The organism is Ruegeria sp. SCSIO 43209 (genome assembly GCF_019904295.1).
Lineage (GTDB): Bacteria > Pseudomonadota > Alphaproteobacteria > Rhodobacterales > Rhodobacteraceae > Ruegeria.
This window is the reverse complement of record NZ_CP065359.1, coordinates 2,118,680-2,143,775: the sequence shown is the minus strand read 5'-3', so window position 1 is coordinate 2,143,775 and position 25,096 is coordinate 2,118,680. Positions and strand designations below refer to the sequence as shown.

At 56.9% G+C, this 25,096-nt stretch carries 20 protein-coding genes and 1 tRNA gene; 6 read left to right on the top strand and 15 right to left on the bottom strand.

The features are described from left to right. Together I5192_RS10740 and putA are read right to left on the bottom strand one after the other, a co-directional pair. Positions 1-744 (bottom strand): rhomboid family intramembrane serine protease, encoded by a 744-nt coding sequence (locus tag I5192_RS10740; protein ID WP_223116826.1) that lies wholly within the window; start codon positions 742-744, stop codon positions 1-3. Between the two features lie 42 nt (positions 745-786). Next, positions 787-4,185: a bifunctional proline dehydrogenase/L-glutamate gamma-semialdehyde dehydrogenase PutA gene (gene putA, locus I5192_RS10735; protein ID WP_223116825.1), complete on the bottom strand. Its 3,399-nt coding sequence runs from the start codon at positions 4,183-4,185 to the stop codon at positions 787-789. A 103-nt stretch (positions 4,186-4,288) separates the two neighbouring features. On the opposite strand from putA, the gene I5192_RS10730 reads away from it, so the two are divergent. Together I5192_RS10730 and I5192_RS10725 are read left to right on the top strand one after the other, a co-directional pair. Beyond that, entirely contained in the window at positions 4,289-4,765 is a 477-nt protein-coding gene (locus I5192_RS10730; RefSeq protein ID WP_170392279.1) for an Lrp/AsnC family transcriptional regulator, read from the top strand. Positions 4,766-4,805: 40 nt separating this feature from the next. Further along, positions 4,806-5,366 (top strand): tetratricopeptide repeat protein, encoded by a 561-nt coding sequence (locus I5192_RS10725; protein WP_223116824.1) that lies wholly within the window; start codon positions 4,806-4,808, stop codon positions 5,364-5,366. Between the two features lie 61 nt (positions 5,367-5,427). On the opposite strand, the gene I5192_RS10720 is transcribed toward I5192_RS10725, so the two are convergent. Both I5192_RS10720 and I5192_RS10715 read right to left on the bottom strand, forming a co-directional pair. After that, positions 5,428-7,317: a PhoX family phosphatase gene (locus I5192_RS10720; protein WP_223116823.1), complete on the bottom strand. Its 1,890-nt coding sequence runs from the start codon at positions 7,315-7,317 to the stop codon at positions 5,428-5,430. A gap of 142 nt (positions 7,318-7,459) precedes the next feature. Then, positions 7,460-8,992, bottom strand: a complete 1,533-nt coding sequence (locus tag I5192_RS10715) for a hypothetical protein (protein WP_223116822.1) — start codon at positions 8,990-8,992, stop codon at positions 7,460-7,462. A gap of 135 nt (positions 8,993-9,127) precedes the next feature. Between I5192_RS10715 and I5192_RS10710 the strand changes: the two genes are divergently transcribed. Then, positions 9,128-9,201 (top strand) — tRNA-Gly (locus tag I5192_RS10710). On the opposite strand, the gene I5192_RS10705 is transcribed toward I5192_RS10710, so the two are convergent. Further along, a complete protein-coding gene (locus I5192_RS10705; protein WP_170392271.1) occupies positions 9,170-9,364 on the bottom strand; it encodes a hypothetical protein in 195 nt (64 codons plus the stop codon). The two genes, I5192_RS10710 and I5192_RS10705, sit on opposite strands and share 32 nt — an antisense overlap. Here I5192_RS10705 and I5192_RS10700 point away from each other — a divergent pair. From I5192_RS10700 to I5192_RS10690, 3 genes are all read left to right on the top strand, one after another. Beyond that, positions 9,358-11,178 (top strand): ABC transporter transmembrane domain-containing protein, encoded by a 1,821-nt coding sequence (locus I5192_RS10700; RefSeq protein WP_170392269.1) that lies wholly within the window; start codon positions 9,358-9,360, stop codon positions 11,176-11,178. The genes I5192_RS10705 and I5192_RS10700 overlap by 7 nt on opposite strands. Positions 11,179-11,338: 160 nt before the next feature. Then, on the top strand, positions 11,339-13,228 hold the full coding sequence (locus tag I5192_RS10695) for an acyl-CoA synthetase (RefSeq protein WP_223116821.1): 1,890 nt from the start codon (positions 11,339-11,341) through the stop codon (positions 13,226-13,228). A 12-nt stretch (positions 13,229-13,240) separates the two neighbouring features. Continuing rightward, positions 13,241-14,164, top strand: a complete 924-nt coding sequence (locus I5192_RS10690) for an alpha/beta hydrolase (protein ID WP_223116820.1) — start codon at positions 13,241-13,243, stop codon at positions 14,162-14,164. Between the two features lie 6 nt (positions 14,165-14,170). Here the strand turns inward: I5192_RS10690 and I5192_RS10685 are convergent, their stop codons facing one another. The 10 genes from I5192_RS10685 to I5192_RS10640 form a co-directional block, all read right to left on the bottom strand. Next, on the bottom strand, positions 14,171-15,007 hold the full coding sequence (locus tag I5192_RS10685; RefSeq protein WP_223116819.1) for an alkaline phosphatase family protein: 837 nt from the start codon (positions 15,005-15,007) through the stop codon (positions 14,171-14,173). Positions 15,008-15,169: 162 nt separating this feature from the next. Further along, a complete protein-coding gene (locus I5192_RS10680; RefSeq protein ID WP_170512411.1) occupies positions 15,170-16,807 on the bottom strand; it encodes an ABC transporter ATP-binding protein in 1,638 nt (545 codons plus the stop codon). Then, the gene (locus I5192_RS10675; RefSeq protein ID WP_170402849.1) at positions 16,804-17,619 is read right to left on the bottom strand and encodes an ABC transporter permease; all 816 of its coding nucleotides are present in this window, start codon (positions 17,617-17,619) and stop codon (positions 16,804-16,806) included. Before I5192_RS10675 ends, I5192_RS10680 begins: the two co-directional genes overlap by 4 nt. Continuing rightward, positions 17,619-18,575, bottom strand: coding sequence for an ABC transporter permease (locus I5192_RS10670; RefSeq protein WP_170392259.1), 957 nt, complete (start codon positions 18,573-18,575; stop codon positions 17,619-17,621). Before I5192_RS10670 ends, I5192_RS10675 begins: the two co-directional genes overlap by 1 nt. A 15-nt stretch (positions 18,576-18,590) precedes the next feature. Beyond that, positions 18,591-20,177 (bottom strand): ABC transporter substrate-binding protein, encoded by a 1,587-nt coding sequence (locus I5192_RS10665; RefSeq protein WP_170401652.1) that lies wholly within the window; start codon positions 20,175-20,177, stop codon positions 18,591-18,593. A gap of 334 nt (positions 20,178-20,511) precedes the next feature. Further along, on the bottom strand, positions 20,512-21,615 hold the full coding sequence (locus I5192_RS10660) for a glycerate kinase (protein WP_170392255.1): 1,104 nt from the start codon (positions 21,613-21,615) through the stop codon (positions 20,512-20,514). Continuing rightward, the gene (dtd, locus tag I5192_RS10655) at positions 21,615-22,052 is read right to left on the bottom strand and encodes a D-aminoacyl-tRNA deacylase (protein ID WP_170392253.1); all 438 of its coding nucleotides are present in this window, start codon (positions 22,050-22,052) and stop codon (positions 21,615-21,617) included. Before dtd ends, I5192_RS10660 begins: the two co-directional genes overlap by 1 nt. A 22-nt stretch (positions 22,053-22,074) precedes the next feature. Further along, positions 22,075-22,743, bottom strand: coding sequence for a nitroreductase (locus I5192_RS10650; protein WP_223116818.1), 669 nt, complete (start codon positions 22,741-22,743; stop codon positions 22,075-22,077). A gap of 63 nt (positions 22,744-22,806) precedes the next feature. Further along, entirely contained in the window at positions 22,807-23,898 is a 1,092-nt protein-coding gene (locus I5192_RS10645; RefSeq protein ID WP_170392249.1) for a TFIIB-type zinc finger domain-containing protein, read from the bottom strand. A 35-nt stretch (positions 23,899-23,933) separates the two neighbouring features. Continuing rightward, entirely contained in the window at positions 23,934-25,082 is a 1,149-nt protein-coding gene (locus I5192_RS10640) for an SPFH domain-containing protein (protein ID WP_223116817.1), read from the bottom strand. Positions 25,083-25,096: the final 14 nt, after the last annotated feature.

The following is a 25,096-nucleotide window of genomic DNA, read 5'->3' as shown; positions in this document are numbered from 1 at the left end:
TTATTTGCGCGGCACTCTGGGGATGCGTGATTGCGAGAGTTTGTACTTGTGTTCCGGATGCGGTGGATGGCCGTGGGTGCGGTTCCAGAACCCAGTCCCTCCGCGCCTGAGCCATAGGGGGATGCACAGGATCAAACCAACAAAGAACCCTCCGGTATGCGCCCAATAGGCAACGCCACCTTCATCGGGATTGCTGGAGAGGCTGCCAAGGAATTGCAGGCCCAGCCAGACACCCAGCATGATAAAGGCCGGGATGGTAAAGATCCGGATATAGACGATCAGAATCAACAGGATATCTACGCGCGCTTTTGGGAAAAACAGAAGATAGCCGCCCATGACACCGGCTATCGCTCCGGACGCGCCAATTGTTGGCACCACCGAATCCGGTGCCGAAAAGACGTGAATCAACCCTGCTCCGATTCCTGCCAGCAGATAGAACACGAGAAACAGCACATGCCCCATTTCGTCTTCGAGGTTGTCGCCGAATATCCACAGGAACAGCATGTTTCCCGCCAGATGCATCCAGCCCCCATGCAGGAACATTGACGTCACGAGTGTCTCGAATCCATAGCCGTCAGTTATCCGGGCAGGAATGACTGCGTAGTCAACATAAAGCTGATTGATCAGCCGCGCATCCTCCATGACACCCACATAGCTGAGGAAGATCAGGATGTTCGCAGCCATAAGGGCATAAACAACAAACGGAGTACGCCCCGAAGGGTTATGGTCTCGGATCGGAAACATGGCGCGACGCTGGGCTTTTCGCCGCCCAGCGTCAAGGTCCGGTTATGCCGCACCTCCCAGAAGGGCGGCGTTGCCTCCGGCGGCGGTGGTGTCGACACAGACATGGCGTTCCCCCAGTACCCGCGCACGGTCGGGCTGCCCGGGGATCAGCGGGATGATCGGGCCATCGCGCCGGGCCAAATGCTGCTCGATCTGGCGGGCAGTGTCGTCGTCGCCCCACCACAGAACACCCGAGAAACCGGTCAGGTTTTCAAGCCGGTGCAGATCCAGCATGCCCGTCATACGGATCGCTGTACCACCCAACGATTTGACCGCATCCGCCTGAGCTTTGGCGGCCTCGGCCCCCGGACCCATGCACAAAAGCGGGGCACGGGCATATTCGGTCAGGCGGTTTGATTCGCCGGTGGGACCGGGCAGCGATTGGGTGCTGGGCGTTGCAGGTTGCCCTTCAGGCGCACCTGGTTCGGCCGAACTGTCCCAGCGTCCCGACGCATTCTGCCTATCCGGGGCGCAGAACCGTGCCATATAGTTCGGGCCGCCCGCCTTGGGGCCGGTGCCGGACAGACCTTCGCCGCCGAAGGGTTGCGAGCCGACGATCGCGCCGATCTGGTTGCGGTTGACGTAGATATTACCGGCATGGATCGCCTCGGTCACATGCTGCACCCGGTCGTCGATACGCGTGTGCAGGCCGAAGGTCAGGCCGTAGCCCGTGGCATTGATATCCGCGATGACCTTGTCGATATCTTGCGCCTTGAACCGGGCGACGTGCAGAATCGGACCGAACACCTCGCGCTCTAGCGCCGAGATGCCGGGTATCTCAATCAGAGTCGGTGCGATAAATGTACCCTCAGGAGGCGTTGTCATCTCCTTCAGTACCCGTCCTTCTGAGCGGGCCTGGGCCACGTGGTCCGCGATGATTTGCCGGGCTTGCTCGTCAATGATCGGGCCGCAATCAGTTGAAATCAGCCAAGGATCGCCCACATGCAAAGCGTCCATCGCCCCTTGCAACATGGTCAGAACGTCATCGGCAATATCCTCTTGCAGATAGAGGCAGCGCAGGGCCGAGCATCGCTGGCCTGCCGATTGGAACGCGCTTTCGATAATCGACTGCACGGCTTGTTCCGGCAACGCGGTGCTGTCTACGATCATCGCGTTCAGGCCGCCGGTCTCGGCGATCAATGACGTACCCGGCCGCATGTGCTGCGCCATTGCTGATCGGATTTTCAGCGCGGTCGCGGTGGAACCGGTAAAGGCCACACCAGAGACGCGTTCGTCCGACGTTAGCGCCGCACCCACCTTCGGCCCGCCCGGAAGAAGTTGCAGCGCATCGCGTGGAACGCCTGCTTCATGCATCAGTTGAATGGCACGATGGGCGATCAAGGGCGTTTGCGGGGCAGGGGCTGCCAGCACAGCGTTGCCGGTGGCCAACGCAGCCGATATCTGCCCGGTGAAGATCGCCAGAGGGAAGTTCCACGGGCTGATGCAGGTGAATATTCCGGCGGGTTTGGCGGCAGGAATATTGGCGGCGTAGTAGCGCAGGAAATCAACCGTTTCGCGCAGCTCGGCAACTGCATCAGGCACTGATTTCCCGGCTTCGCGGGCGAGCAGGGCAAACAGCTCTCCAAAATGCGCTTCGTAGAGATCGGCTGCTTTATTTAGAATGTCAGCGCGCTTCTCGGCTGAGGCCTGCCATGGGCAAGCGCTGGCCAACGCCAGTTCCACGTCTTCGGGGCTGGCCGCAGCAACCGAACCGGGACGATCCAGTGGTTGCGTGGGATTGATCACGGGAGTGTCTGCCAAAGGCTGTGCATCATCCGACAGCAAAGGTCGGGCGTACCAATGATGGGCGCGGAAGGCGTCGCGTGCGATGTCGATCTGGTCCAGCGTTGGCGTATGGTGCAGATCAAAACCTTTCGAGTTTGGACGTTCCGGTGCGAACAACTCAGGCCCGGTTGGCAGCGGTTTGCCAGGCGTTTGAACGGCTACGAACGGATCTGCGGCAACGGTTTCTGGGGCGACTTCCTCATCAACGATCTGATTGACGAACGAGGAATTTGCCCCGTTTTCCAGAAGGCGACGCACCAGATAGGCCAACAGATCCCGATGCGCACCGACCGGAGCATAGATACGGCAGCGCGAGGTCCGCTTGTCGCGCACGATCTGATGCAGGGTCTCACCCATCCCGTGCAGGCGCTGGAATTCGAATGGCTGGCCGTCCGCCATATGTAGGATGGCGCTGACGGTATGGGCGTTATGCGTGGCGAATTGCGGATAGATACGGTCGGTCATTCCCAGCAGCTTGCGGGCGTTGGCGATATAGGACACATCCGTCGCTGCCTTATCGGTGAAGACCGGAAAACCATCGACGCCCTCGACTTGCGCGCGCTTGATCTCGGTATCCCAATAAGCGCCCTTTACCAGCCGCACCATCAGCTTGCGGTCGTGCCGCTGGGCCATCTCGTAGAGCGTATCCAGCACCAACCCGGCGCGTGGGCCGTAGGCTTGCACGACGATGCCGAACCCGTCCCAACCGGCCAGTGCAGGCTCTGCCATAACTTCTTCGATCACCTGCAGCGAGAGCGACAGGCGATCGGCCTCTTCCGCGTCAACGTTCAGTCCCATGCCCGCCGCCTTGGCCAGCAAAGCCAGCGCGCGCAGCCGGGGCACCAGTTCGTCCATCACCCGTTGTTCTTGTGCCAGCTCATAACGGGGGTGCAGGGCCGACAGCTTGACCGAGATGCCCGGATTTTCGCGAATGTCTTTATGGGTGCAGGCCTCGGCAATAGCGGCGATCGCGCGCGAGTAAGACAGGTGATAGCGGGCAGCATCGGCCTCTGTCCGTGCCGCCTCGCCCAGCATGTCGTACGAGTAGGTATAGCCCTTATCTTCCATGCCTTTGGCGCGCTTCATGGCGGATTGAATGGTTTCGCCCAAAACGAACTGACGCCCCATTTCTTTCATCGCACGACCAACGGCGGTGCGGATCACTGGTTCACCCAGCCGCTTGATGGCCCCGCGCAGCGCGCCGACGGGCGAGGATTTGTCTTCGTCCAGGACCCGGCCTGTCAGCATCAACGCCCATGTCGACGCGTTCACCAGTGACGAGGATGATTGTCCCAGATGCTTTCCCCAGTCTGACGGGGCGATCTTGTCTTCGATCAGTGCGTCAATGGTATCCGCATCTGGCACACGCAACAGCGCCTCGGCCAAACACATAAGCGCAACGCCTTCATCTGTGGATAGGCCGTATTCAGCCAGAAACACTTCCATCATGCCAGGCGACGTGCTTGAGCGGATGTCGCGCACCAGCTGTGCTGCAGCCTCACAAATGGCCGTTCGGTCGGCCTCTGACAGCTTGGCCTGAGAGATCAGCGCGTCCAGTACAGTGGACTGGTCGGCATAAGTCTGAGTGTCGATTTTGGTGCGTAGGCTGTGTGACATGTGTACTCCGGGGCTTTTGCCTAATATAACCGCCTACAGTCAGGAGAATGGACCGAACTTCCTCGAATTCTGGTCGAATTGACTGAAATATAGGAGCCTGATTATGCAAAACGACTTGTCCAGCCTTGATCGCTTTGACCGTGCGATCCTTACGGCATTAGCTGAAGATGGCCGCATCTCAGTGACGGACCTTGCGCGCAGGATCGGCTTGTCAAAATCGCCGACACAGGCGCGGCTCAAACGGCTTGAGGCTGACGGGATCATCACAGGCTATCGCGCCATGTTGGACCCGATCCGTCTGGGCCTTGACCATGTGGCCTTTGTCGAGGTGCGTCTCACAGATACTCGTGAAAAAGCACTGGCCGAGTTCAATTCAGCGGTGCGCAGAGTTGCTGAGATTGAACAGGCTCATATGATCGCGTCCAACTTTGACTATCTGCTTAAAATCCGGACCCGATCGATGACGGAATACCGCACGGTGCTAGCCGAGAAAATCTCATCCCTGCCGCATGTTGCCAACACCTCCACCTTCGTTGCGATGGAGGCGGTGAAAGAAACCGGGTTGCTGGCTCCGCTATAAAGCAGTTGACCTAAACGCCTGATGGATCAGGTTAGAGAGGATGAAAAACGTACTTATCGTTGCCATACTCGCTGGTTCTGCCGCTCAGGCTTCTGCAGATTGCCCGGTCGCGCCGGATCATATCTCTGGCGTCGACGCCCTGATTGCGCAAGCCCAAACCGCGTCGTCTGAGCGCGAGGCGCGGGGCATTTCGGGACGGATGTGGCAACTCTGGACCGATGCGCCGGACGCCCGATCTCAAACCCTGTTGGATCGCGGGATGTCTCTGCGCGAGTCTTGGGATTTGACCGGTGCGCTGGCCGAGTTTGACGCTCTGGTCGCTTATTGCCCGGATTATGCCGAGGGGTACAATCAGCGGGCATTCGTCAACTATTTGCTGCAGGATTACGGTGCGGCCCTGATCGATCTGGATCGGGCCATTGAGCTGTCCCCGAACCATGTAGCGGCGCTTAGCGGGCGGGCATTATCGCTGTTGGGTCTCAAGCGGCTGGACGAAGCGCGAACGGCGCTGAACCATGCACTCGAACTGAACCCGTGGCTTTCAGAACGTGCCTTGCTTGCGCCGGGCGGGCTGCTTGATCCACCGGGTGAGGATATTTGAATTGAGATGAAAAAGCGCCCCGGAACCGAAGTTCAGGGGCGCTTTTGATGCAAGGGCTTGATTAGCCGACCAGCCCGTTGTCGGTGCGTTTGATCGCAATCACCGACGAACGCGGCGTACCGCCATCGGGCCAATTGCTGCCCGGATGCTGGATGCCAACAAACATGGTGCGCAGGTCGGTCGACCAGGCCAGACCGGTGACTTCACAGCCATTCGGGCCGGTCATGAAGCGCACAATCTCCCCGGTCACGGGATCGCCAACTAGCATCTGGTTATTGCCGTTTCCTGCGAATTCTTCCTCGTTGTCATCATTCCCGTCTGTCTGAATCCAGACCAGACCGGTCGAATCGATGGCCATGCCGTCGGGTGAGTTGAACAGGTTGCCTTCGTTCACATTTGCCGATCCGCCACGGTTATCCGAATGAACAGTTGGGTTTCCGGCCATGACATAGAGATCCCAATCAAAGCCAGCGGCCGCGTGATCTTCATCCGCTGGACGCCAGCGCACGATCTGGCCGTATTTGTTGGCCTCGCGCGGGTTAGGGCCGTTGACTGCAGTGTCATCACCCCCAGCATTTGGCTTAACTCCACGGTTCTTGTTGTTGGTCAGGCAGCAATATGCCTCGACCGCAACAGGGCTTGAGGCCACCCATTCCGGGCGGTCCATTGTGGTGCCGCCCGCAGCCGATGCGGCCATACGGGTAAAGATCAGAATTTCAGCCGCGTCCATGCCGGTTGTTTCCGGCGTCAGCGGCAGCCATTCGCCGCTCATGTCGTCATTGAACTTGGCGACATATAGCGTGCCGTCATTCAACAAGCCCTGAGTGTCGACACCGGGCGCATAGGCCGCGTTCGAGACGAACCTGTAAAGATACTCGCCACGTTCATCGTCGCCCATATAGACCACGACACGACCGTCCGCAGCCAGCGCGACCTCAGCATTTTCATGCTTGAAGCGACCAAGGCCGGTGTGCTTGACCGGAGTGCTGTCGGGTTTGGTCGGGTCGATTTCAACGATCCAGCCTGCGCGGTGCGGCTCATTGGGGTTTTTCGAGGTGTCGAAGCGGGGGTCAAACAGTTCGTAACCGTTCCAGCTTTCAGCCTTGATGCCATAGCGTTTCATGCCGTCCGCGACCTTCTGATCGTAGCTGGCGTTTTTGTCGGACGAACCAAAGTAGCCGTTGAAATTTTCTTCGCAGGTCAGGTAGGTGCCCCAAGGTGTCTTGCCGGAACCACAGTTGTTCATGGTGCCCAGCGACGCGGTGCCTGTCGGATCGGCCTCGGTCTTCAGTAGGTCATGACCGGCGGCGGGGCCGACGATCTTCATTGGAGTGTTGTGGTGGATTCGGCGGTTGAAGGGGCTGTCCTTCACCACAGACCAGCCCTCCGGGCTTTCCTTGATCTCCATCACGGTCACACCCTGAATGTTCTGCAATTTCAGAACGTCATCGGCACGGGTTGGAACACCTTCCTGCGCGGCAGGCAGGTTGATCTTGCGGTTCGGGTACTCGTGGTTGATCGCAATCAGCTCGTGACCCCGGAACGAGAATGTCTCCATCCCATCCGTATTCTCGCCAAAAACCTTGTCCGAGTTTTCAACCTTACCGCCATCGGTCAAATCGTATCCATCGGCCTCGGAAAACAGCGGATCGCCCCAGCGCATTAGCATCTTCCACTCATAACCTTCCGGAACGTGGACTGTCCCATCGGTCTGGGCGGGAATCGGCGTGAAGGCAAAGCGTTGTGCATCGACCGCCTGTGCTGAAGTTGAGCCCAACAAACCAGCGCCCATCGCCGCAGCGCCCGACCCAAATGCCACTACTCCTGACAGGAAACCCCGTCGCGAGATAGCGCTTTCAACCACGCGGTCGAAGTCGTGTTCATCCGGGCGGGGGAAGTGCAACTCATCCCAATCGTCGGCGGAAAGGGTGGTGAGATCGACGTCTGTCATGGATAGCTCCTGGCTGTCTGAATTGGGTTTTGGTGAACAGCGTATATTCACGTAACATGACAGTTTGTTTTCAAACCGCAGGTTGAGTTATTCTCCATTTCGAAAACATCAGTTCAAAACAGGTAGTTTTCAATTGCTCCGCTCAATTTGGGTTGGCTGAGAACACTTGATATCCGCCCTCGTTGGCAAAAATAAGATTGATATCCCAGCCCGCAGTCTTGAAACTGTCTTCGATACGTCGCCAAAACGGTCGATCCAGAACAATGATGTAATCAATCTTACGTTCCCGCCCCAACACATCAAATGCTCGCCATCGTTCTTTACCATTCGAGGGGGCAGTGAATTCCTCGTGAAATTTGATCGCGGAAGGCGACTTCAAGCCGACAAGATCAACGAACCGAATGTTTTGATTCGAGACTGTTGAGGCGATCTTCCAGGGTATAAAGCCTGCGTCGTGAACACCTACTACAGAATTCGACGGTAAATTCTCAGTCATCCATTCCGCTGTAATAAGACGCTCTTCGCTACCCGATTTCCATTGTATGGTGTAGACTGGCCAACTGCTTGTCGCAAAAGCGTATACCGACAGGAGGGCACCGATCACAAAGACCGGGGCCGAAGAAACTTGACGCGCCGTCAGGACCGCTGTCCAAGATGCAATTGCAATTGGTAGCAACGGATACAGGTAGCGGAAATCGTTGTGATACAGAGCACCCGGTAGTTTCAGAGCTGATGAGAGCACAAAAATTCCGAAAAAAGCTAAGGCAACCCAGCCTCCCCTAAGGAATGGTGCGAAGACCAAGCCCGAGAAAACCACAAGCAGATTGGTCTCGACCACGGCGCGCAGAGCGACCATCAGTCGACTAGAGAAAACTTCTCCTTTCTCTGCAAAAAACGCCTCTTTCGCGCCGGCAGTATCAGGCCAAACACTGCCTAGAATCAGAACGCTCACAAGTGCCAAGATTATGTAGGCGGATGCGGAAATGAAAAAAATCTTGACGCAGTACGCGTAGTTGATCGGCTTCACGACGATGATAGAAATGAACAAGAGAGCAGAAAGAACGTAAAACTCCGGTCTGATAAAAGGCATTATGCCAATCAATATCGATAGCGCGACGTGGCGATTGGTTTGGCGTAGAAAAAAGGCCCAAGTGATGGCTGCCATTGCCATACCAGTCTCTAGGCCATTCATAAGGTGGAGCCACGCGAATCCTAATAAGAGACCCGCAATCGACCCAGATGCTGCAACAATCCGAGAGCCTGACACGGAACACAGTAACAACCATAACCCAATCATATATGCGCCGGCGCTTAGAACGCTCAAGGCCAAGCTGGCCTCTGGTGTAGTGGTGAATTGCGATAAAAAGGCCAGCACGAGAAAATGAACCAAGCTACTTGCGCCGGTCGGACCATCATTGCCGTAAAGATCTGAGCGCCCCGAAAGAAACAGATCCACGTTTCCGATTGTTATATAGGCATCATCCAAAGGCATCCATACGGGCGACTGCTGCGAGAGTGTCAACACGATCAGGCAAGTGAACACTAAGGCTGGGATAAGCATGCATAGTGTTTTTCTCCAGTGTGAGTTAGATACCGGAATCAAGTTACTTCCCTTGCGTTTGGTGGTGACCCAGATCTGTTTTCCATCGCTAATTAACGACCATTGAATTGCCACGACTTCCCTTTTTGCCGCCCATCTGAAAATTTCTTGAAGATCGTGTCATTGATGTCGTGCGCCGTATCTGAGGCTGAAAACACAACTTCGCGCTTGACGATGGTTGGTACATAAAATAATCAGCGCAAGCACTGAGCGGGTATAGCTTAATGGTAAAGCCCCTGCCTTCCAAGCAGGCTATGTCGGTTCGATTCCGTCTACCCGCTCCAACTCAGCCCCTCCATCTCTAACATTCCGGTCGAATGCGTCAAAAGGCCCGGATCGTGCCCCGAATTGCGCCCAAAGCTTGACCCCATTGTCCCACGCCGCCATGAAACGTTGATTGACGCCTGATAAGGGCTGCGACCAGAATACAAGGGCCAGATATGGCAAGAACACGCTCCGCCAATCCAGCAAATGCACAAGCGCCCGGCGCCTACGATGAACGGGCTAGGTCTAAAAAAATTGGCGTGCTGCGGTCATTGTGGCCGTTTATGAAGCCCTATCGACTGCTGATGATCGGCGCGACTCTGGCGTTGATCCTGACGGCCAGCATGACGCTGACATTGCCCTTGGCTGTGCGGCGTGTGGTCGACAATTTCCGCATCGAAGATGGTGATTTGCTTGAATGGTACTTTCTGGCCGCCCTCGGTATAGCCGGGATTCTCGCCGTGGGTACGGGTATTCGCTATGCTTTGGTGACCCGGTTGGGTGAACGTGTGGTGGCCGATATCCGAAAGGCGGTTTTTGACCGCGTGATCGGGATGAGCCCCGAGTTTTACGAGCGCATCATGACCGGCGAAGTTCTGAGCCGGATCACCACCGACACAACGCTGATCCAATCGGTGCTGGGATCGTCTGTGTCCATCGCGCTCCGCAATCTTTTGATGTTCGTCGGCGGACTGGTGCTGATGCTGCTGACATCGGCTAAGCTGACTGGGATGGTGTTGCTACTGATTCCGCTGGTGGTTGTGCCAATATTGGTACTGGGCCGCAGGTTACGGGTGATCAGCCGGGAAAATCAGGACTGGATTGCGGCGTCCTCTGGAAATGCCGGCGAGGCGTTGGGTGCGGTGCAAACCGTGCAGGCTTTTACTCATGAGGACGCCAGCAGGACGCAGTTCGGAGAGATGACAGAAACTTCGTACGAAGTTTCTCTGCGTCGGATCCAGACCCGTGCGATTCTGACCGTCATTGTGATCTTTCTCGTCTTCTCGGGCATCGTTGGCGTGCTGTGGATGGGTGCGAATGATGTGCGTAACGGGGTTATGACCGAGGGCGTGCTGATCCAGTTTGTGATCTATTCGATCATCATGGCGGGTTCAGTCGCCGCGTTGTCCGAAATCTGGAGCGAGTTGCAGCGCGCTGCAGGTGCGACGGAGCGTTTGGTCGAGCTGCTGAACGCTGAGGATACCGTCAATGATCCGTCGCAGGCCAAGGATTTGCCTGTGCCCGTACGCGGAGAGATACGTTTCGACGATGTGACATTCCACTATCCCGCGCGCCCGGACGTTGTCGCGCTGGATCATTTGTCACTGCAGATTAAACCTGGGGAGACAGTGGCCTTTGTTGGCCCGTCTGGTGCGGGCAAGACAACAGTCATCCAGATGATTCAGCGGTTCTATGATCCCGATGCGGGACAGGTCAGTCTTGATGGGCTCGACCTGCGCGAGTTGAACCGTGACGACTTCCGTCAGCACATCGCGCTGGTCCCGCAAGACCCCGTGATCTTTGCCGCTTCGGCGCGCGAGAATATCCGCTTTGGCCGTCTGGACGCCTCAGATGCCGAAGTCGAGTCCGCCGCCCGAGCCGCCGCCGCGCATGAGTTCATCTCGGCTTTGCCCGAAGGGTATGACAGCTTTGTGGGCGAACGGGGCGTAATGCTGTCGGGTGGTCAGAAGCAACGTATCGCCATCGCACGTGCCATCCTGCGCGACGCACCGGTGCTGCTGCTGGACGAGGCGACCTCGGCTTTGGACGCAGAAAGCGAACGTGCGGTGCAGGGTGCGGTTGATAACATGAGGGCAGGGCGCACCACTCTGATCGTGGCGCACCGTCTGGCGACCGTTAAGAAGGCAGACCGGATTGTCGTGCTGGAAGCCGGGCGCATTGTGGCGCAGGGTACCCATAACGATCTGGTGGCGCAGGACGGTTTGTATGCCCGCCTCGCACGCTTGCAGTTCACCGACGGGGTGGCTGCAGAATAAAGTGACGCTCCGGCACATCTCGTTTCGCCGTAGCGTCATTCTACATATTCCCGGACCTGATCGCTAAGCCCTTGCTTGCGCATGGTGTGTTTTGCTTCCATCTTGGAGGTGACAAACAAGCCTGTGCGCGACACGGGAGACAGATCAGGGGAGGAGCCACATGGCCTTTGTGGGATTGGAAGACAAGGCGCGCATCGAGCAGGAGATGGCGTGGGAAGATCGGGACGTACCCGTCACCTTCCATCAACTGTTGTCGCGGACGGCGGGCAAGTTCCCGAACCATAAAGCGATCAGCTTTCAGTTGTTGTCCGGCCCGAGCGACAAGGCCGAGACGCTGACATGGTCCGAGCTGCTGGGCAAAGTCAATCAGGCCGCCAACCTATTCCGTTCCCTTGGCATCGGAGAAAACGATGTGGTGGCCTATGTGCTGCCCAACTGCAACGAGACGCTGGTCACCATGATGGGCGGTGCGGTGGCCGGGATCGTGAACCCGATCAACCCGTTGCTGGAGCCAGAGCAGATCGCGGCGATCCTGCGTGAGACCAAGGCCAAGGTTGTCGTCACCCTGAAATCCTTTCCCAAAACCGATGTGGCCCAAAAGGTTGAAGAGGCTGTGCGTCACGCTCCGGGTGTCAACACGATCCTTGAGATCGACCTGAATCGCTATCTGACGCCGCCCAAATCCTGGCTTGTACCGTTCTTGCGCCCAAAGATGGGTGATAAAGAAAAGCTGGCCCATGCGGATTACAAGAACTTCCTTGATGAGCTGAACAAGCAACCTAAAACGCTGAACTTTGAGGATAGCCAGGAAGATCGGGTGGCGTGCTACTTCCACACGGGCGGCACTACGGGCATGCCGAAAGTAGCGCAGCACAAATACTCGGGCCTTATCTACAATGGCTGGTTGGGCAACACGCTGCTCTTTGACGAAAACGACGTCATCATGTGCCCTCTGCCGATGTTCCATGTCTTTGCGGTGCATGTCATCGTGATGGCGGCGGTGTCGTCTGGTGCACATGTGGTATTCCCGACGCCTGCCGGGTATCGCGGTGATGGTGTATTCGACAATTTCTGGAAACTGATCGAACGCTGGAAGGTTTCGTTCATCATCACAGTGCCGACAGCGATTTCAGCCAAAATGCAGCGACCTGTGGATGCGGATATATCCAGCGTTAAAACAGCATTTTCGGGATCAGCTCCGTTGCCGGTCGAACTGTTCCGTCGTTTTGAAGAAGCGACTGGCGTTACTATCGTCGAGGGCTACGGCCTGACCGAGGCCACTTGTCTGGTGTCATGCAACCCCGTGGATGGGGAAAAGAAGATCGGCTCGATCGGCATCCCATTCCCCTATACGGACGTCAAAATCCTGCAGGACGGGCCGGATGGACCAACCGAGTGCGGCGTAGATCAGATCGGTGAAATTTGCATCTCGAACCCCGGCGTATACGCGGGAAATACTTATACCGAGGCCGACAAGAATACGGACCTCTATCATTTCGATAAATACCTGCGCACGGGCGATCTGGGACGGTTTGATGAGGACGGCTATCTGTGGATCACCGGTCGCGCAAAGGACCTGATCATTCGCGGCGGACACAATATCGACCCTGCAGAAATCGAAGAGGCCTTGCTGGGCCATGACGCGGTCGCCTTCGCTGGGGCTATCGGTCAGCCCGATGCGCATTCGGGTGAGGTGCCTTGCGCCTTTGTTGAACTGGTCGAGGGGGCCTCGGTCACTGAACAGGAGCTGATGGACTATTGCAAGGTTCACGTCCACGAACGTGCAGCACAGCCCAAGCATATGACCATTCTGGATGAATTGCCGAAAACCGCCGTTGGCAAGGTTTTCAAACCCGAACTGCGCAAGCAGGCCATCACTCGCATCTACAACGGTGCTTTGGACGCCGCAGGCATTGAAGCGCGGGTTGTTTCGGTAATCGATGACAAGAAGCGAGGTCTTATCGCGCAGCTTGACGCGAATGGGTCTTCCGAAGACGATGTCTCAAAAGTGCTGGGTTCGTTTACCCGGCCATGGGAGTGGTCTGAATAATTCGGAGGAACAATGGACTATGAACGTCTGATCGACGAGGAGACCTGGGGTTTCATCCGGCGCACGGCCGAGAGCTATCCGGATGATACAGTAGAGATGTCCATTGCTGACCAACGCCGGGTCTATGACGCGATGTGTCAGGACTTCCGCCAGCCGCGCCCACCTGGCATCGAGGTGCGCGACAGGTCCGCCGATGGCGTACCTGTTCGCATCTATAGTGCCGGTGACCCCACCCGGACCGTCATCTATATACATGGTGGTGGGTTCGTCGTCGGGGGCTTGGATAGCCACGATGATGTCTGTGCGGAACTCTGCGCCCAGACGGGCTATCGGATCGTTTCGGTCGACTATCGGTTGTGCCCTGAGCATGTGCACCCGGCGCAGTTTCAGGATAGCTGGACCGCCACGAACTGGGTGGTTCAGGAATACGGAGAGCCGATCGTGCTGGCCGGTGACAGCGCGGGTGGCAATCTGGCAGCAGCCGTTTCGCACCATGGTCGGGGGCGGTTGGAAAATGTGCTGGGGCAGGTCCTCATATATCCCGGCTTAGGCGGAGATATGTCGCAGGGGTCGTATATCGAACATGCCAATGCCCCGCTGCTGACATTGGACGATATCCGGTTTTATGAGACTGTTCGGTATCAAGGGACCACGCCCCAGAACGATCCTACCTATGCACCGTTGTATGACGTCGATTTCTCGGGGCTACCGCCGACGGTGGTGGTGACCGCCGATTGCGATCCGCTGCGCGATGACGGGCAAGCTTACTGTGACCGGATCACAGCCGCAGGTGGGCAAGCACATTGCATCAACGAGGCCGGTTTGGTCCACGGATACCTGCGCGCCCGAACATCGGTCAGGCGCGCCGCTGACAGCTTTGAGCGGATTTCCGTGGCGATTGAGGCTTTGGGGCAGGGGATTTGGTCCTACGACTGAACCGCGTCAGGTCAGGAACGGCTTGGCTTTCATCGTATCCGCCACCGGTGCGCCCATGCGCTGAAGTATGGTTGGTGCAAGCTGTAGCTGGTCTATCACGGTATCGGGATCAGGGCCTTTGGCCTCTCCAAAGTAGTAAAGCGCTGTTTCCTGCTGCAACGGGCTGCGACCACCGTGATGGCCGCGTTCGTCCTGACCATGATCAGCCGTCACGATGACGTCATAACCCAACTGCTGCCAACGCGGAATGAATGGGGCCAGCATTTCGTCCATGACGAAACAGGCATGGTCCATCTCGGCGCAATCGTGGAAGAAACGATGCCCCATGCTGTCCAGTGTGCAAGTGTGCAGGATGCCATAATCCAGTCCGAAGCGCAGACACAGGTTGGTGAGCGAGGCAAACAGATCGACATCGCTTGGCGTCATCTGGTTGGCGTTGCCATATCCCGTCATTGAATGAAAGCGACCATGGTTGATTGTCAGGTTGTCGGGCTCGTCATATTCAACATCGCGGACGTAGTCGAACGGGTGGCGATTGAAGAATTGAGACCAATAGCTGTGGGTGACCGCGCCGGTTACACCTCCTGCCTCACGCACCTGACTGAACACATCCTTATGGCTTAGTCGGAAGACGTTGCCGTTGCCTGTACAGCCATGCTCTTGCGGTGTGACGCCGGTATGGATCGACGCATAGCAACTGGCAGAGGTCGAAGGCAGTACAGAGCGGAGTTTCCAAACCCGGGCAGCACCGCTGTCGACCCATCCTTCAAGATTGCCAAACAGTCGACGAAAGTTGCGCCAGGGGACGCCGTCGAGGATGATCAAAAGCAGTTTGCGGTCCATGTTCCGGCCCTTGTTTCTGAGTATTCGTTCCGGCGAACCTATGAGATTCGTCCGGCTATGGCTGCGCATTTGCGCCCCAAATAGCAAAATCCCGACGTCTGCTTGTGTTCACAGCGCCGGGAATTTGAATGGTCTTCGGTGTTTCTATGAGAAGGGCGCGGATCAGTTCCCCGCGCTCTCCATTTTGCGGTGAGCGACAACCTCTTCCAGCCAGCCAAGATGCATCTCAGGCACCGAGCTAAGCAGCAAGTCTGTATAGTCGTCGAATGGAGGGCTTAGCACCTGGCTCTTGGGACCGTAGCGAACCACCCGACCCTGGTACATCACCGCGATACTATCGCTGATCGCACGGACTGTCGCCAGATCGTGGGTGATGAACAGGTATGCCACATCCTCGATCTTTTGCAGATCCAGCAGAAGCTTGAGGATACCGTCCGCGACCAGCGGGTCGAGCGCCGAGGTGACCTCATCACAGATGATCATCTTTGGCTTGGCCGCCAGCGATCGCGCGATACAGACACGCTGTTTTTGACCACCCGACAGTTCCGCCGGATAACGATCGATGAACTTCTCGCCCAGTTCGATCTCATCCAGCAGCTCAACGATCCGCTTGCGTTTCTCGGCGCCGCGCATGTTGAAGTAGAACTCGAGTGGGCGTCCGATAATCGTACCGACGGTCTGACGCGGGTTCATTGCCACGTCGGCCATCTGGTAGATCATTTGCAGCTCGCGCAGGTCTTCACGCGTGCGGCCTTTCAGATCAGAGCTGAGCTTGCGGCCCGCAAAGGTAATCTCACCATCGCGGGGCGGAAGAAGCCCGGTGATGACCCGTGCCAGCGTAGACTTGCCCGACCCGGATTCACCCACAACCGCCAGTGTCTGCCCCGGATGAAGCTCGACGTTGACATTATGCAGCACGTCGAAGTTCAAGCCTTTGTAGCGCGCGGTGATACCATCGACGCTCAGCACGGGTTCAGGAGTTGGTTTTTTCTCTTCGTGTTCGATTGAGCGGACCGAAACCAGCGCCTGTGTGTACTCTTCTTGCGGGCGGTTGATGATCTGATCGGTATTTCCGTATTCGACCGTATCGCCCATCCGCAGCACCATGATGTCATCACTGACCTGGGCCACAACTGCCAGATCATGGGTGATATACAAGGCGGCAACGCCCGAGTCGCGAATGGCGTCTTTGATGGCCATCAGCACATCGATTTGGGTAGTCACGTCCAGTGCCGTGGTAGGTTCGTCAAAAACCACCAGATCAGGCTCGGGGCAAAGCGCCAGCGCCGTCATGCAGCGCTGCAGCTGTCCGCCCGAAACCTGATGCGGGTAACGATCACCGATATTGTCAGGGTCGGGCAGACCCAGCTTGGCAAAAAGCTCACGCGCGCGGGCTTCAGCCTCTTTGCGCGAAAACTTCTTCTGCTCAACTGCGGCCTCGACCACTTGATCCATGATCTTCTTTGCGGGGTTGAACGATGCGGCGGCGGATTGGGAAACATATGTTACCTCACCACCGCGCAGTTTGCGGATATCCCCATGAGATGTCTTGAGGATATCACGCCCGTTCACCCAAACCTCGCCCCCGGTGATTTTCACACCGCCACGGCCATAGGCCATTGAGGCCAGACCGATGGTAGATTTGCCAGCCCCGGATTCGCCGATCAGACCCAGCACCTTGCCTGGCGCGAGGTCAAAGCTGACCCCGTGCACGATCTCGATGTCATGGGGCTTTTCACCCGGCGGATAGACGGTCGCGCCGATTTTGAGGTCGCGGACCTTGAGAAGGATATCACTCATCCCCGGCCTCCTTTCAGCGATGTGGTACGATTCAGGACCCAGTCAGCCACCAGGTTGACCGAGATTGCCAGCGTCGCAATGGCCACAGCGGGATAAAGCGCTGCGCCGATACCATAGACGATGCCATCCTTGTTTTCTTTCACGATACCGCCCCAGTCAGCCAGCGGTGGCTGGACGCCCAGTCCCAGGAACGACAGGGTCGAGATGAACAGAACCATGAAGATGAACCGCAGTCCGAATTCGGCCACAAGTGGCGACAGCGCATTGGGCAGGATTTCCCGGAAGATGATCCAGGCGCGCCCTTCGCCGCGCAGCTTGGCGGCTTCAACATAGTCCATAACGTTGATGTCCACCGCTACAGATCGCGATAGGCGATACGGGCGGGTGGCATCCAGTAAGCCCATAACAAGGATTAGGATCGGGACGGTCACCGGAACGATGGCCAGAATGACCAGTGCCAGGATCAGAGTCGGGATTGACATGATCAGATCCACCGTACGGCTGAGCGCCTGATCAGCCCATCCGCCCAGTACAGCAGCCAGCAAGCCCAGCGACGTACCGGTCAGAAAGCTGAGCAGCGTCGCCGCTGCCGCGATGAAGATTGTCGTGCGCCCGCCATAGATCATGCGGGTCAGCAGATCGCGACCGATATTGTCAGTGCCTAGCAGATGTTCGGGGCTGCTCGGCTCCCAGACGTCGCCGACGACTTCTGCCATTCCATAGGGTGCAATCAACGGGGCGGCGATCGCCACAAAGAAATAGGCGAAGGTGAAGATAAGGCCAATCAGAGCCGAAAGAGGAATGTTCTTTATCATTTCGGATGCCTCAGTCTTGGGTTGGCAAGGATCGACACGATATCTGCAACCATGTTCAGACCGATATAAACGGCCGCAAACACCACGCCGCAGGCCAGAACAACCGGCACATCACGTTTGGTCACGGCATCCACAAGGTATTGCCCCATACCTGGATAGACGAACACAACCTCGACCACGACAACACCCACGACCAGATAGGCCAGGTTCAGCATGACGACGTTCACGATCGGTGAAATCGCGTTGGGAAAGGCATGGCGGGCAATAACCTGAAATGTGCTGAGGCCTTTCAATTCAGCGGTTTCGATATAGGCCGATTGCATGAGGTTCAGAATGGCCGCGCGCGTCATGCGCATCATCTGTGCCAGCACGACCAGCGTCAGAACAAAGGCAGGTAGCGCGATTGCATTCAACTTTTGTCCAAACGACATAGAATCATTGATCATCGCAAGCGACGAGAACCATCCCAATTTCACTGAGATATAGTAGATCACCACATAACCGATCAGAAATTCGGGGATCGAAACCGTCGTCAGGGTGATGGCTGAAATCAGTTTGTCGGGCCAGCGATTGCGGAACCGCACGGCAAGCAGCCCCAGAAAGATTGCAAGCGGTACGGAAACTATTGCTGCCACGCAAGCCAGGAACAGAGTGTTCCCAAGGCGTTTTCCAATACTCTCGGAGATATCAAGTTTGTTGGTCAGGGATTGACCCAGGTCACCCTGAAGTATGCCGCCCAACCACTCGAAATAGCGTGTAAGGGCAGGGCGGTTCAGGCCCATTTCTTCGCGTAGGTTTGCCAAGGCCTCTGGAGTTGCGGACTGCCCCAGGACGGCTTGCGCGGCGTCTCCGGGTAGGGCTTCGGTTAGGCCGAAAATCAGGGCCGAAGCGCCGAGCAGCAAAAGGAGTCCCAGCGCCAGGCGCTGGGAAACCAATTTGATGATGGGATGCATTATCCGTAGCCCGTTTTAGACGAACCACATTTTGCGGGATATGTTGCCGTTCATCATCTCTTGCGTCGGGTCAGATTCCCATCCGTCCAGTTGGTTGCTGATGCCCTCGACAAAGTCGTTGAACATCGGACAGATCAGGCCGCCTTCGTTGCGGACCATTTGACCCATTTGGCTGTAGATGGCTTTGCGTTTCTCAGGGTCGAGTTCCGCCTTTGCCGCGAACAATAAGTCGTCAAACGCCTGAACCTTAAACCTCGTGTCATTCCAGTCTGCGGTCGACAGATATGCAGTCGAGTACATCTGGTCCTGAACCGGGCGGCCGCCCCAATAAGACGCACAGAAGGGTTGAACGTTCCAAACCTCGGACCAGTAGCCATCATTGGGCTCACGCTTGATTTCAAGCGGAATTCCAGCCTGTGCAGCAGTCTGCTGGAACAGAGCAGCAGCATCTACAGCACCTGGGAACGCACCATCCGCAACGCGCAAAATAATCGGAGAGCCATCATGTCCAGATTTCTTATAGTGCTCTGCAGCCTTTTCAACGCTGAATTCGCGCTGTTCGATGGTTTCATCAAACAATGGATAGGCTGAATTGATCGGCATATCATTCCCGATCGAGCCATAGCCGCGCAGAACTTTGTCAACCAATTCCGCGCGGTTGATGGCGTACTTCAGTGCGGTGCGCAGTTCATTGTTATCAAACGGAGCCGTGTCGCAATGCATGATGAAGACATAGTGACCGCGACCAGCGGTTGAATGCACCGTCAGGTTAGGCGCACGGCCCAACAGGTCGGCAACTTTGGGTTCAACGCGGTTGACGGCGTGGACCTGTCCGGACTGCAGTGCAGCGGTCCGTGCCGTCGCATCGTTGATCACAACAACTTCTACGCTGTCAAAATTGCCGAAATCGCTGTTCCAGTGGTTTTCGTTCTTGGTGAACAAGTGGCGGACGCCGGGTTCGTCCACTTCTAGTTTGTACGGGCCGGTGCCGATACCTGCCGCAGGATTATCCATGCCGCCATCGGGCTGAATGATGAGGTGATAGTCGGCCATCAGATACGGCAGGTCGGCGTTCGGCTCGGTCAGTGTGACCTGGAAATTATCTCCATCGGCCTTCATCGACTCGATGCCTTTCATGATGCCCAAGGCACCTGATTTGGAATCTTCGTTCGAGTGGCGCTGCATAGTTTTCAGCACGTCTTCGCTGGTCATGGTCTTGCCGTTGTGGAACTCGACCCCTTGACGCAGCTTGAACGTCCATACTTTCGCGTCTGCACTTCCTTCGACGCTTTCAGCCAGGCGCGGTTCGATGGTTCCGTCGGGCGCCACTTCGACCAGTTGGTCTCCGAACTGCTTGCCGTTCTGGAACGGGACTGAGCTTGCGTAGGTTGCCGGATCAAGTGAGTTGGTTGATTCACCACCCTGCAAACCGAATTTCAGATCGCCGCCCTTTTTCGGACCAGCGGCACGTGCCGCATCGGCAAACATAGTGCTTGCCATTGCGGCCGAGACACCCAGTGCCGCTGCTTTGCCCATGAATTCACGGCGGGTCAGCTTTCCAGCTGTGACCTGCTTTGACATGTGAGTGAGTTGTTCGTTCATCCAGATTTCTCCCAGTTGATAGGATGTTCAGCCCGTTGGCGGGCTTTTTATTGACGCATGAGTCAACTTAGGTGCAATTCAGGGCAGCGGGCAAGTGCAAATCTCTTGAAATAATGGGGAGGTTCCGCCTTTGATCGCGCCAGATGATCTTGTTATGAGCCTTTGGAAATCCAAAACCCCTTATTACTAACTACTTACTCTGACCTGAACAAATTATCCGATAGTTGCCTGGTCAGTTTAGCATGAACTTTCGTTCCACAGATCAAACGCCATTCCGGCCTTTAAGTGATTCTATCTGGTGGTTTTTTCGGATGGGCGGAGTCAGGGTCTAGGATCAGTTTTTTATTGCAACAATCAGATCCATTACGTTTGTTCCTGTGGGTCCAGTGACCAACAGCGCCCCCGCCTTGTCGAGGAAACTGCCGCTATCTGCATTGTCCAGATACGCTTGCGCCTTATCGGACCAAGTGTCACCGGTAACGATGGCGCCTGCTGCATCTGTTGGCCCGTCGGTGCCATCTGTTCCTCCGACGATGACGGTCAAATCAGATTGCCCTGCGATTTCGCGCGCGAGTGCCAGAGCAAGGGCCTGATTGCGCCCACCACGCCCTGGCGCATCAGGTAGGACCACGGTTGGTTCGCCGCCAAATACCATGGCGCCCTTGGGCATATTTCGCAGCCGATCTCCTAATTTAGCTGCAACCGAGAGATAGTCATCGTGCATCGCTTCTTCGTTGTCGAGGACCTTGATGCCTGAGTTCTCAGCCGCAAATGCTGCGGCGTCGCGCGCGTGTGCGTTTGATGCGATTATCGCGGTGTGGGCAGAAAACTCCGGTTCTTCAGGCGACGATCCGATACCGGAGCCAATAACACCCAGATCATCACCCGGGACGTCCGAGATCGCCAGAACGGTCACACTTTTCCCTGAGAATGCCGACAACAAACCGCCACCCTTGATCCGGGACAGCTTGCGCCGTTCCGTGTTCATTGCACCGATGTCGAGACCTTCACTCAGCAGTCTTTGGTTGAGGGCCTCAAGATCATCCAATGTCGTACCGGCCACGAGGTCCTCGGCAAGCGAAGAAGCCCCTCCCGAAACTAGCAGAAGCAGTTTGCTGTCGGGTTTCATCGCCTCAACCGTTTCGCGCAATGCCTGCCCACCCTTCAGACTGCGGGCATCGGGAACCGGGTGTGCAGCTTCAATCACCACAATATGCTCAGGCAGGTCGTGGCCATGGCCATCCTTGGTAACCACCAGAGTGGGCATTGGGCCAAACCGTTCGACGGCGGCACGGGCCATGGCACCTGCGGCTTTTCCAACGGCCAATATCTGATCTGGGGCTTCGATCGCCTGAGTGGCCTCCAGCGTTGCGCGATATCCATCAACCGCCGCCACACCTGCGCGCCAAATGTCCTGTGCCTGTTGCGAACTCTGCATCAGCTTTCCATCCAAATTGTGACTGGTCCGTCATTGACCAACTCTACCGCCATGTCAGCTCCGAACGCACCTGTCTCAACCGGAATGCCCCGCGATGAAAGGTTGTGTACAAACGCCTCGTAGAGGTGTTCGCCCTCAGCCGCCGGGGCGGCCTTGGAAAACCCAGGCCTGTTTCCACGCGATGTGTCAGCTGCCAAGGTGAACTGGCTGACCACCAGGGCCGAGCCCTCAATATCCAATATCGACCGGTTCATCTTTCCCGCGTCGTCCTTGAAGATACGAAGCTTTGCGATCTTTTCAGCCAATTGATCAGTTTGTGTCTCTCCATCCCCCTGCATCGCACAAACCAGAATCATCAATCCGGGGCCCGATCGCCCGATCACTGTTCCATCGACTTTGACCGAGGCACTGGAAATTCTTTGAAGTAAGGCGCGCATCTGCAGGTCCTGTATTCTATTGCTATTCGTGCCAATCGATCACTTCATCCAGCGCGGCACGTTCCGTTCTGAACGCGTTCGCCGGGTGATCCATATCCGCATATCCGAACGAAATCGCGCACAGAATCAAGCGATCTTCTGATATCCCGAAATAACGGTGAAGAAATGCGCCATGGGCCGCTACCGCTGCCTGCGGGATACAAGCAACACCCACGGCCTGCGCCGCCAGTGAAAATGCGGTCACGAAGCCACCACAATCCATCGCGCCGTAAGGGCCCAGTTCAGCCGGGCTGGACAGTATGGCGCAATGTGGGGCGCCGAACAGAGCGTAGTTTTCCATCATCTGTTGCGCCGAGGCCCTGCGATCACCTTTTTCGATACCAACCGCTTTGTAGAGGGCCCAGCCACAGGCGCGACGGCGCTCTTGATAAACACCGGAATAGCCGGTTGGAAAGGGTAGGTCCGGAGCAGGCGCAACGTGCGAAGCTTCGTGTTGCAACGCGTCCCGAAACTGGTCTGTCTCGGCCCCGCTGGTGATGACGACCTGCCAGGGTTGCGCGTTGCACCAGCTTGGAACACGCGCAGCACTGGCGACGATCTGTTCAATCTGTTCGCGCGGCACCAGGTCCGTGCGAAAGGCACGGCAAGAAAAACGATCGGCCAAGAGCGCGTTCAGAGCGTCAAGGTGCAATTCAACATCTCCTTTCAGGCATGCCGAGGAGTAGGTTCCATGAGCGTGCTCTGCTTATCAGCTTTATTGCTGTCCAGTTGCCACCAGATACCCGACGCCGGCCGCAACGAGAAGGCCCAGAACCACGGCGATCGTAATCTTGATTGCGGACCAGGGACGCTCGCCCTGAACGCGGCCGGTCCGGCCATTGACCACAAAACGATAGGTCTGGCCGCGGTATTTATAGGCCGCCATCCAAACCGGCAGGAGGATGTGTTTGAATGTAACATCGCGCACTTCGGTGTCGACAGCGTGAATGCGCTGACGATCGCCTCCGATATCGAACCGCACGTCACGCTCGATCACCCGTGCCATATGTGCGCGGGCCTCTTGATAACCTTCTCGCAGTTCGACCGTGTAAGCCTCGGCGCGGAAACCGGCCAGATATTCCGGCTGGTATGGCTCAAGCGCAGGCAGGTCCCATGGCTCCAGCGCATCGGTATAGGATTTGGGCAGCGATTGTGATGCCAACACCAGAACATCGTCAAAGAACCGTGCAACCCGTCCGGATTTTGGCGTCCAGCGCACTTTGGGAACCTGTTGCTGCACGCGCTTTCCATCGCGCATCACAGTGCGAGTTTCGTAATACACCACACCGCGTTCCCCACGATAGCTCGACTTGGTATCAGCGTCGAAGGTCCAATACGGGACATAAATGCCCTGCATCTTGCGTCCCTTTCGAGCGTATTCCTTCAACCCGTTGGGTGCAAACCACAGTCGGCCCAGCCAATCCCCCATTGCCTTGTGGGCCGAGCGTTCATCCAGTGCAAAGGGCAACACTCCGCGGGGTTTGATATGGCGGCTAACGCCTGTATCGGTCACTACCGGAGTGGCACAGAACGGGCACTCCGCAGCATGGGTGTTCGGATCAAACTCAACCTGAGCCGCGCAGTTTGGACAAGTCAGAACACGGGTTTCTTCAATCTCGCTGTCAGGCAAGCGATCCGCGATGGCGGCGTCGAAATCCAGCTCTCGCAGACTCGCACCACCCCATGGGCCAGCACCGATCGTTCTGGTGTTGCCACAATGATCGCAGGTCAGCGTTCCGTCACCGGGATTGAACCGATAATCCGCCCCGCATTGGTCGCAGGGGAAACGGTGTTCGTCTTTCGCCATGACAGAACCTCGAAATCAGGTTACCAAATGTCAGATCACGCGCCCGGAGGCGGCGGAGGCAGGATCGTGAACAGCTGTGCCAGTTCCTGCACGTCGCCTGCCTTCTTCCAACCGTCCTGTCCGGCGGTCCAAACGTGGGTCTCGCGCGTTATCTCACCATCGGTCGCCATTCGGCCCATCTTGGCCTTGGAAAACGGCCCGCTGGTCTGACCATCCACTGCGATATGCCATACATGCTCGACGGGTGGCGGGGGTGGCGGTGCCGCAGGCGCCGAGGCCTGCGGGGCAGCGGGAGCGGAACCGCCCCAAGGGCCGCTCGGCTGACCCGCTGCCATGTTCGACATCTGCTGCGCCATCGCCATGCCCATTCCCATGCCAAGACCCGCGCCCAGGCCGCCACCCTGGCCAGGGTTGTTGGCTGCCGCAGTCATCGCTTCGGCTGCGGAATACTGCGTGAACTTGCCCAGATCGCCCGCCAACCCCATCGATGTGCGTTTGTCCAGCGCGGCCTCGACCGCTGGTGGCAGCGAGATGTTCTCGATGTAGAACTCGGGCATGCTCAAACCATATCCGTCCAGCACCGGTGACACCTCGGCGGCAATCAGTTTGCCCAGATCGGCCGTGTTCGCCGCCATATCGAGAACTGGAATGCCCGAGCCTGCGATGACGCGGCTGAATTCCTGCACGATGATGTTTCTGATCTGAAAGCTGATCTCGTCCATGGTGAATTCACCATCGGTACCGACGATTTCGACCAGGAATTTCGCCGGGTCCTTGACCCGCACCGTATAGGTGCCGAAGGCCCGGATGCGTGTTGGTCCAAACTCGGGATCGCGCAGCATGATCGGGTTCTTGGTGCCCCATTTCAGGTCATTGAACCGGGTCGTGTTAACGAAGTAAATTTCAGACTTGAACGGAGACTGAAAGCCGTGATCCCAATGCTGCAGCGTCGTCATGATCGGCATGTTGTTTGTCTCAAGCATGTAGAGACCTGGGGTGAAGACATCCGCCAACTGCCCCTCATGCACAAAGACCGCCGCTTGACCTTCGCGCACGGTCAGCTTGGCGCCGTATTTGATCTCGTGTCCTTCACGCTCGAACCGCCAGACCATGGTGTCGCGCGTATCGTCGACCCAGTGGATGACATCTATGAATTCACCGGTCAGAAAATCAAAAATTCCCATTGGATTTCTCCTGT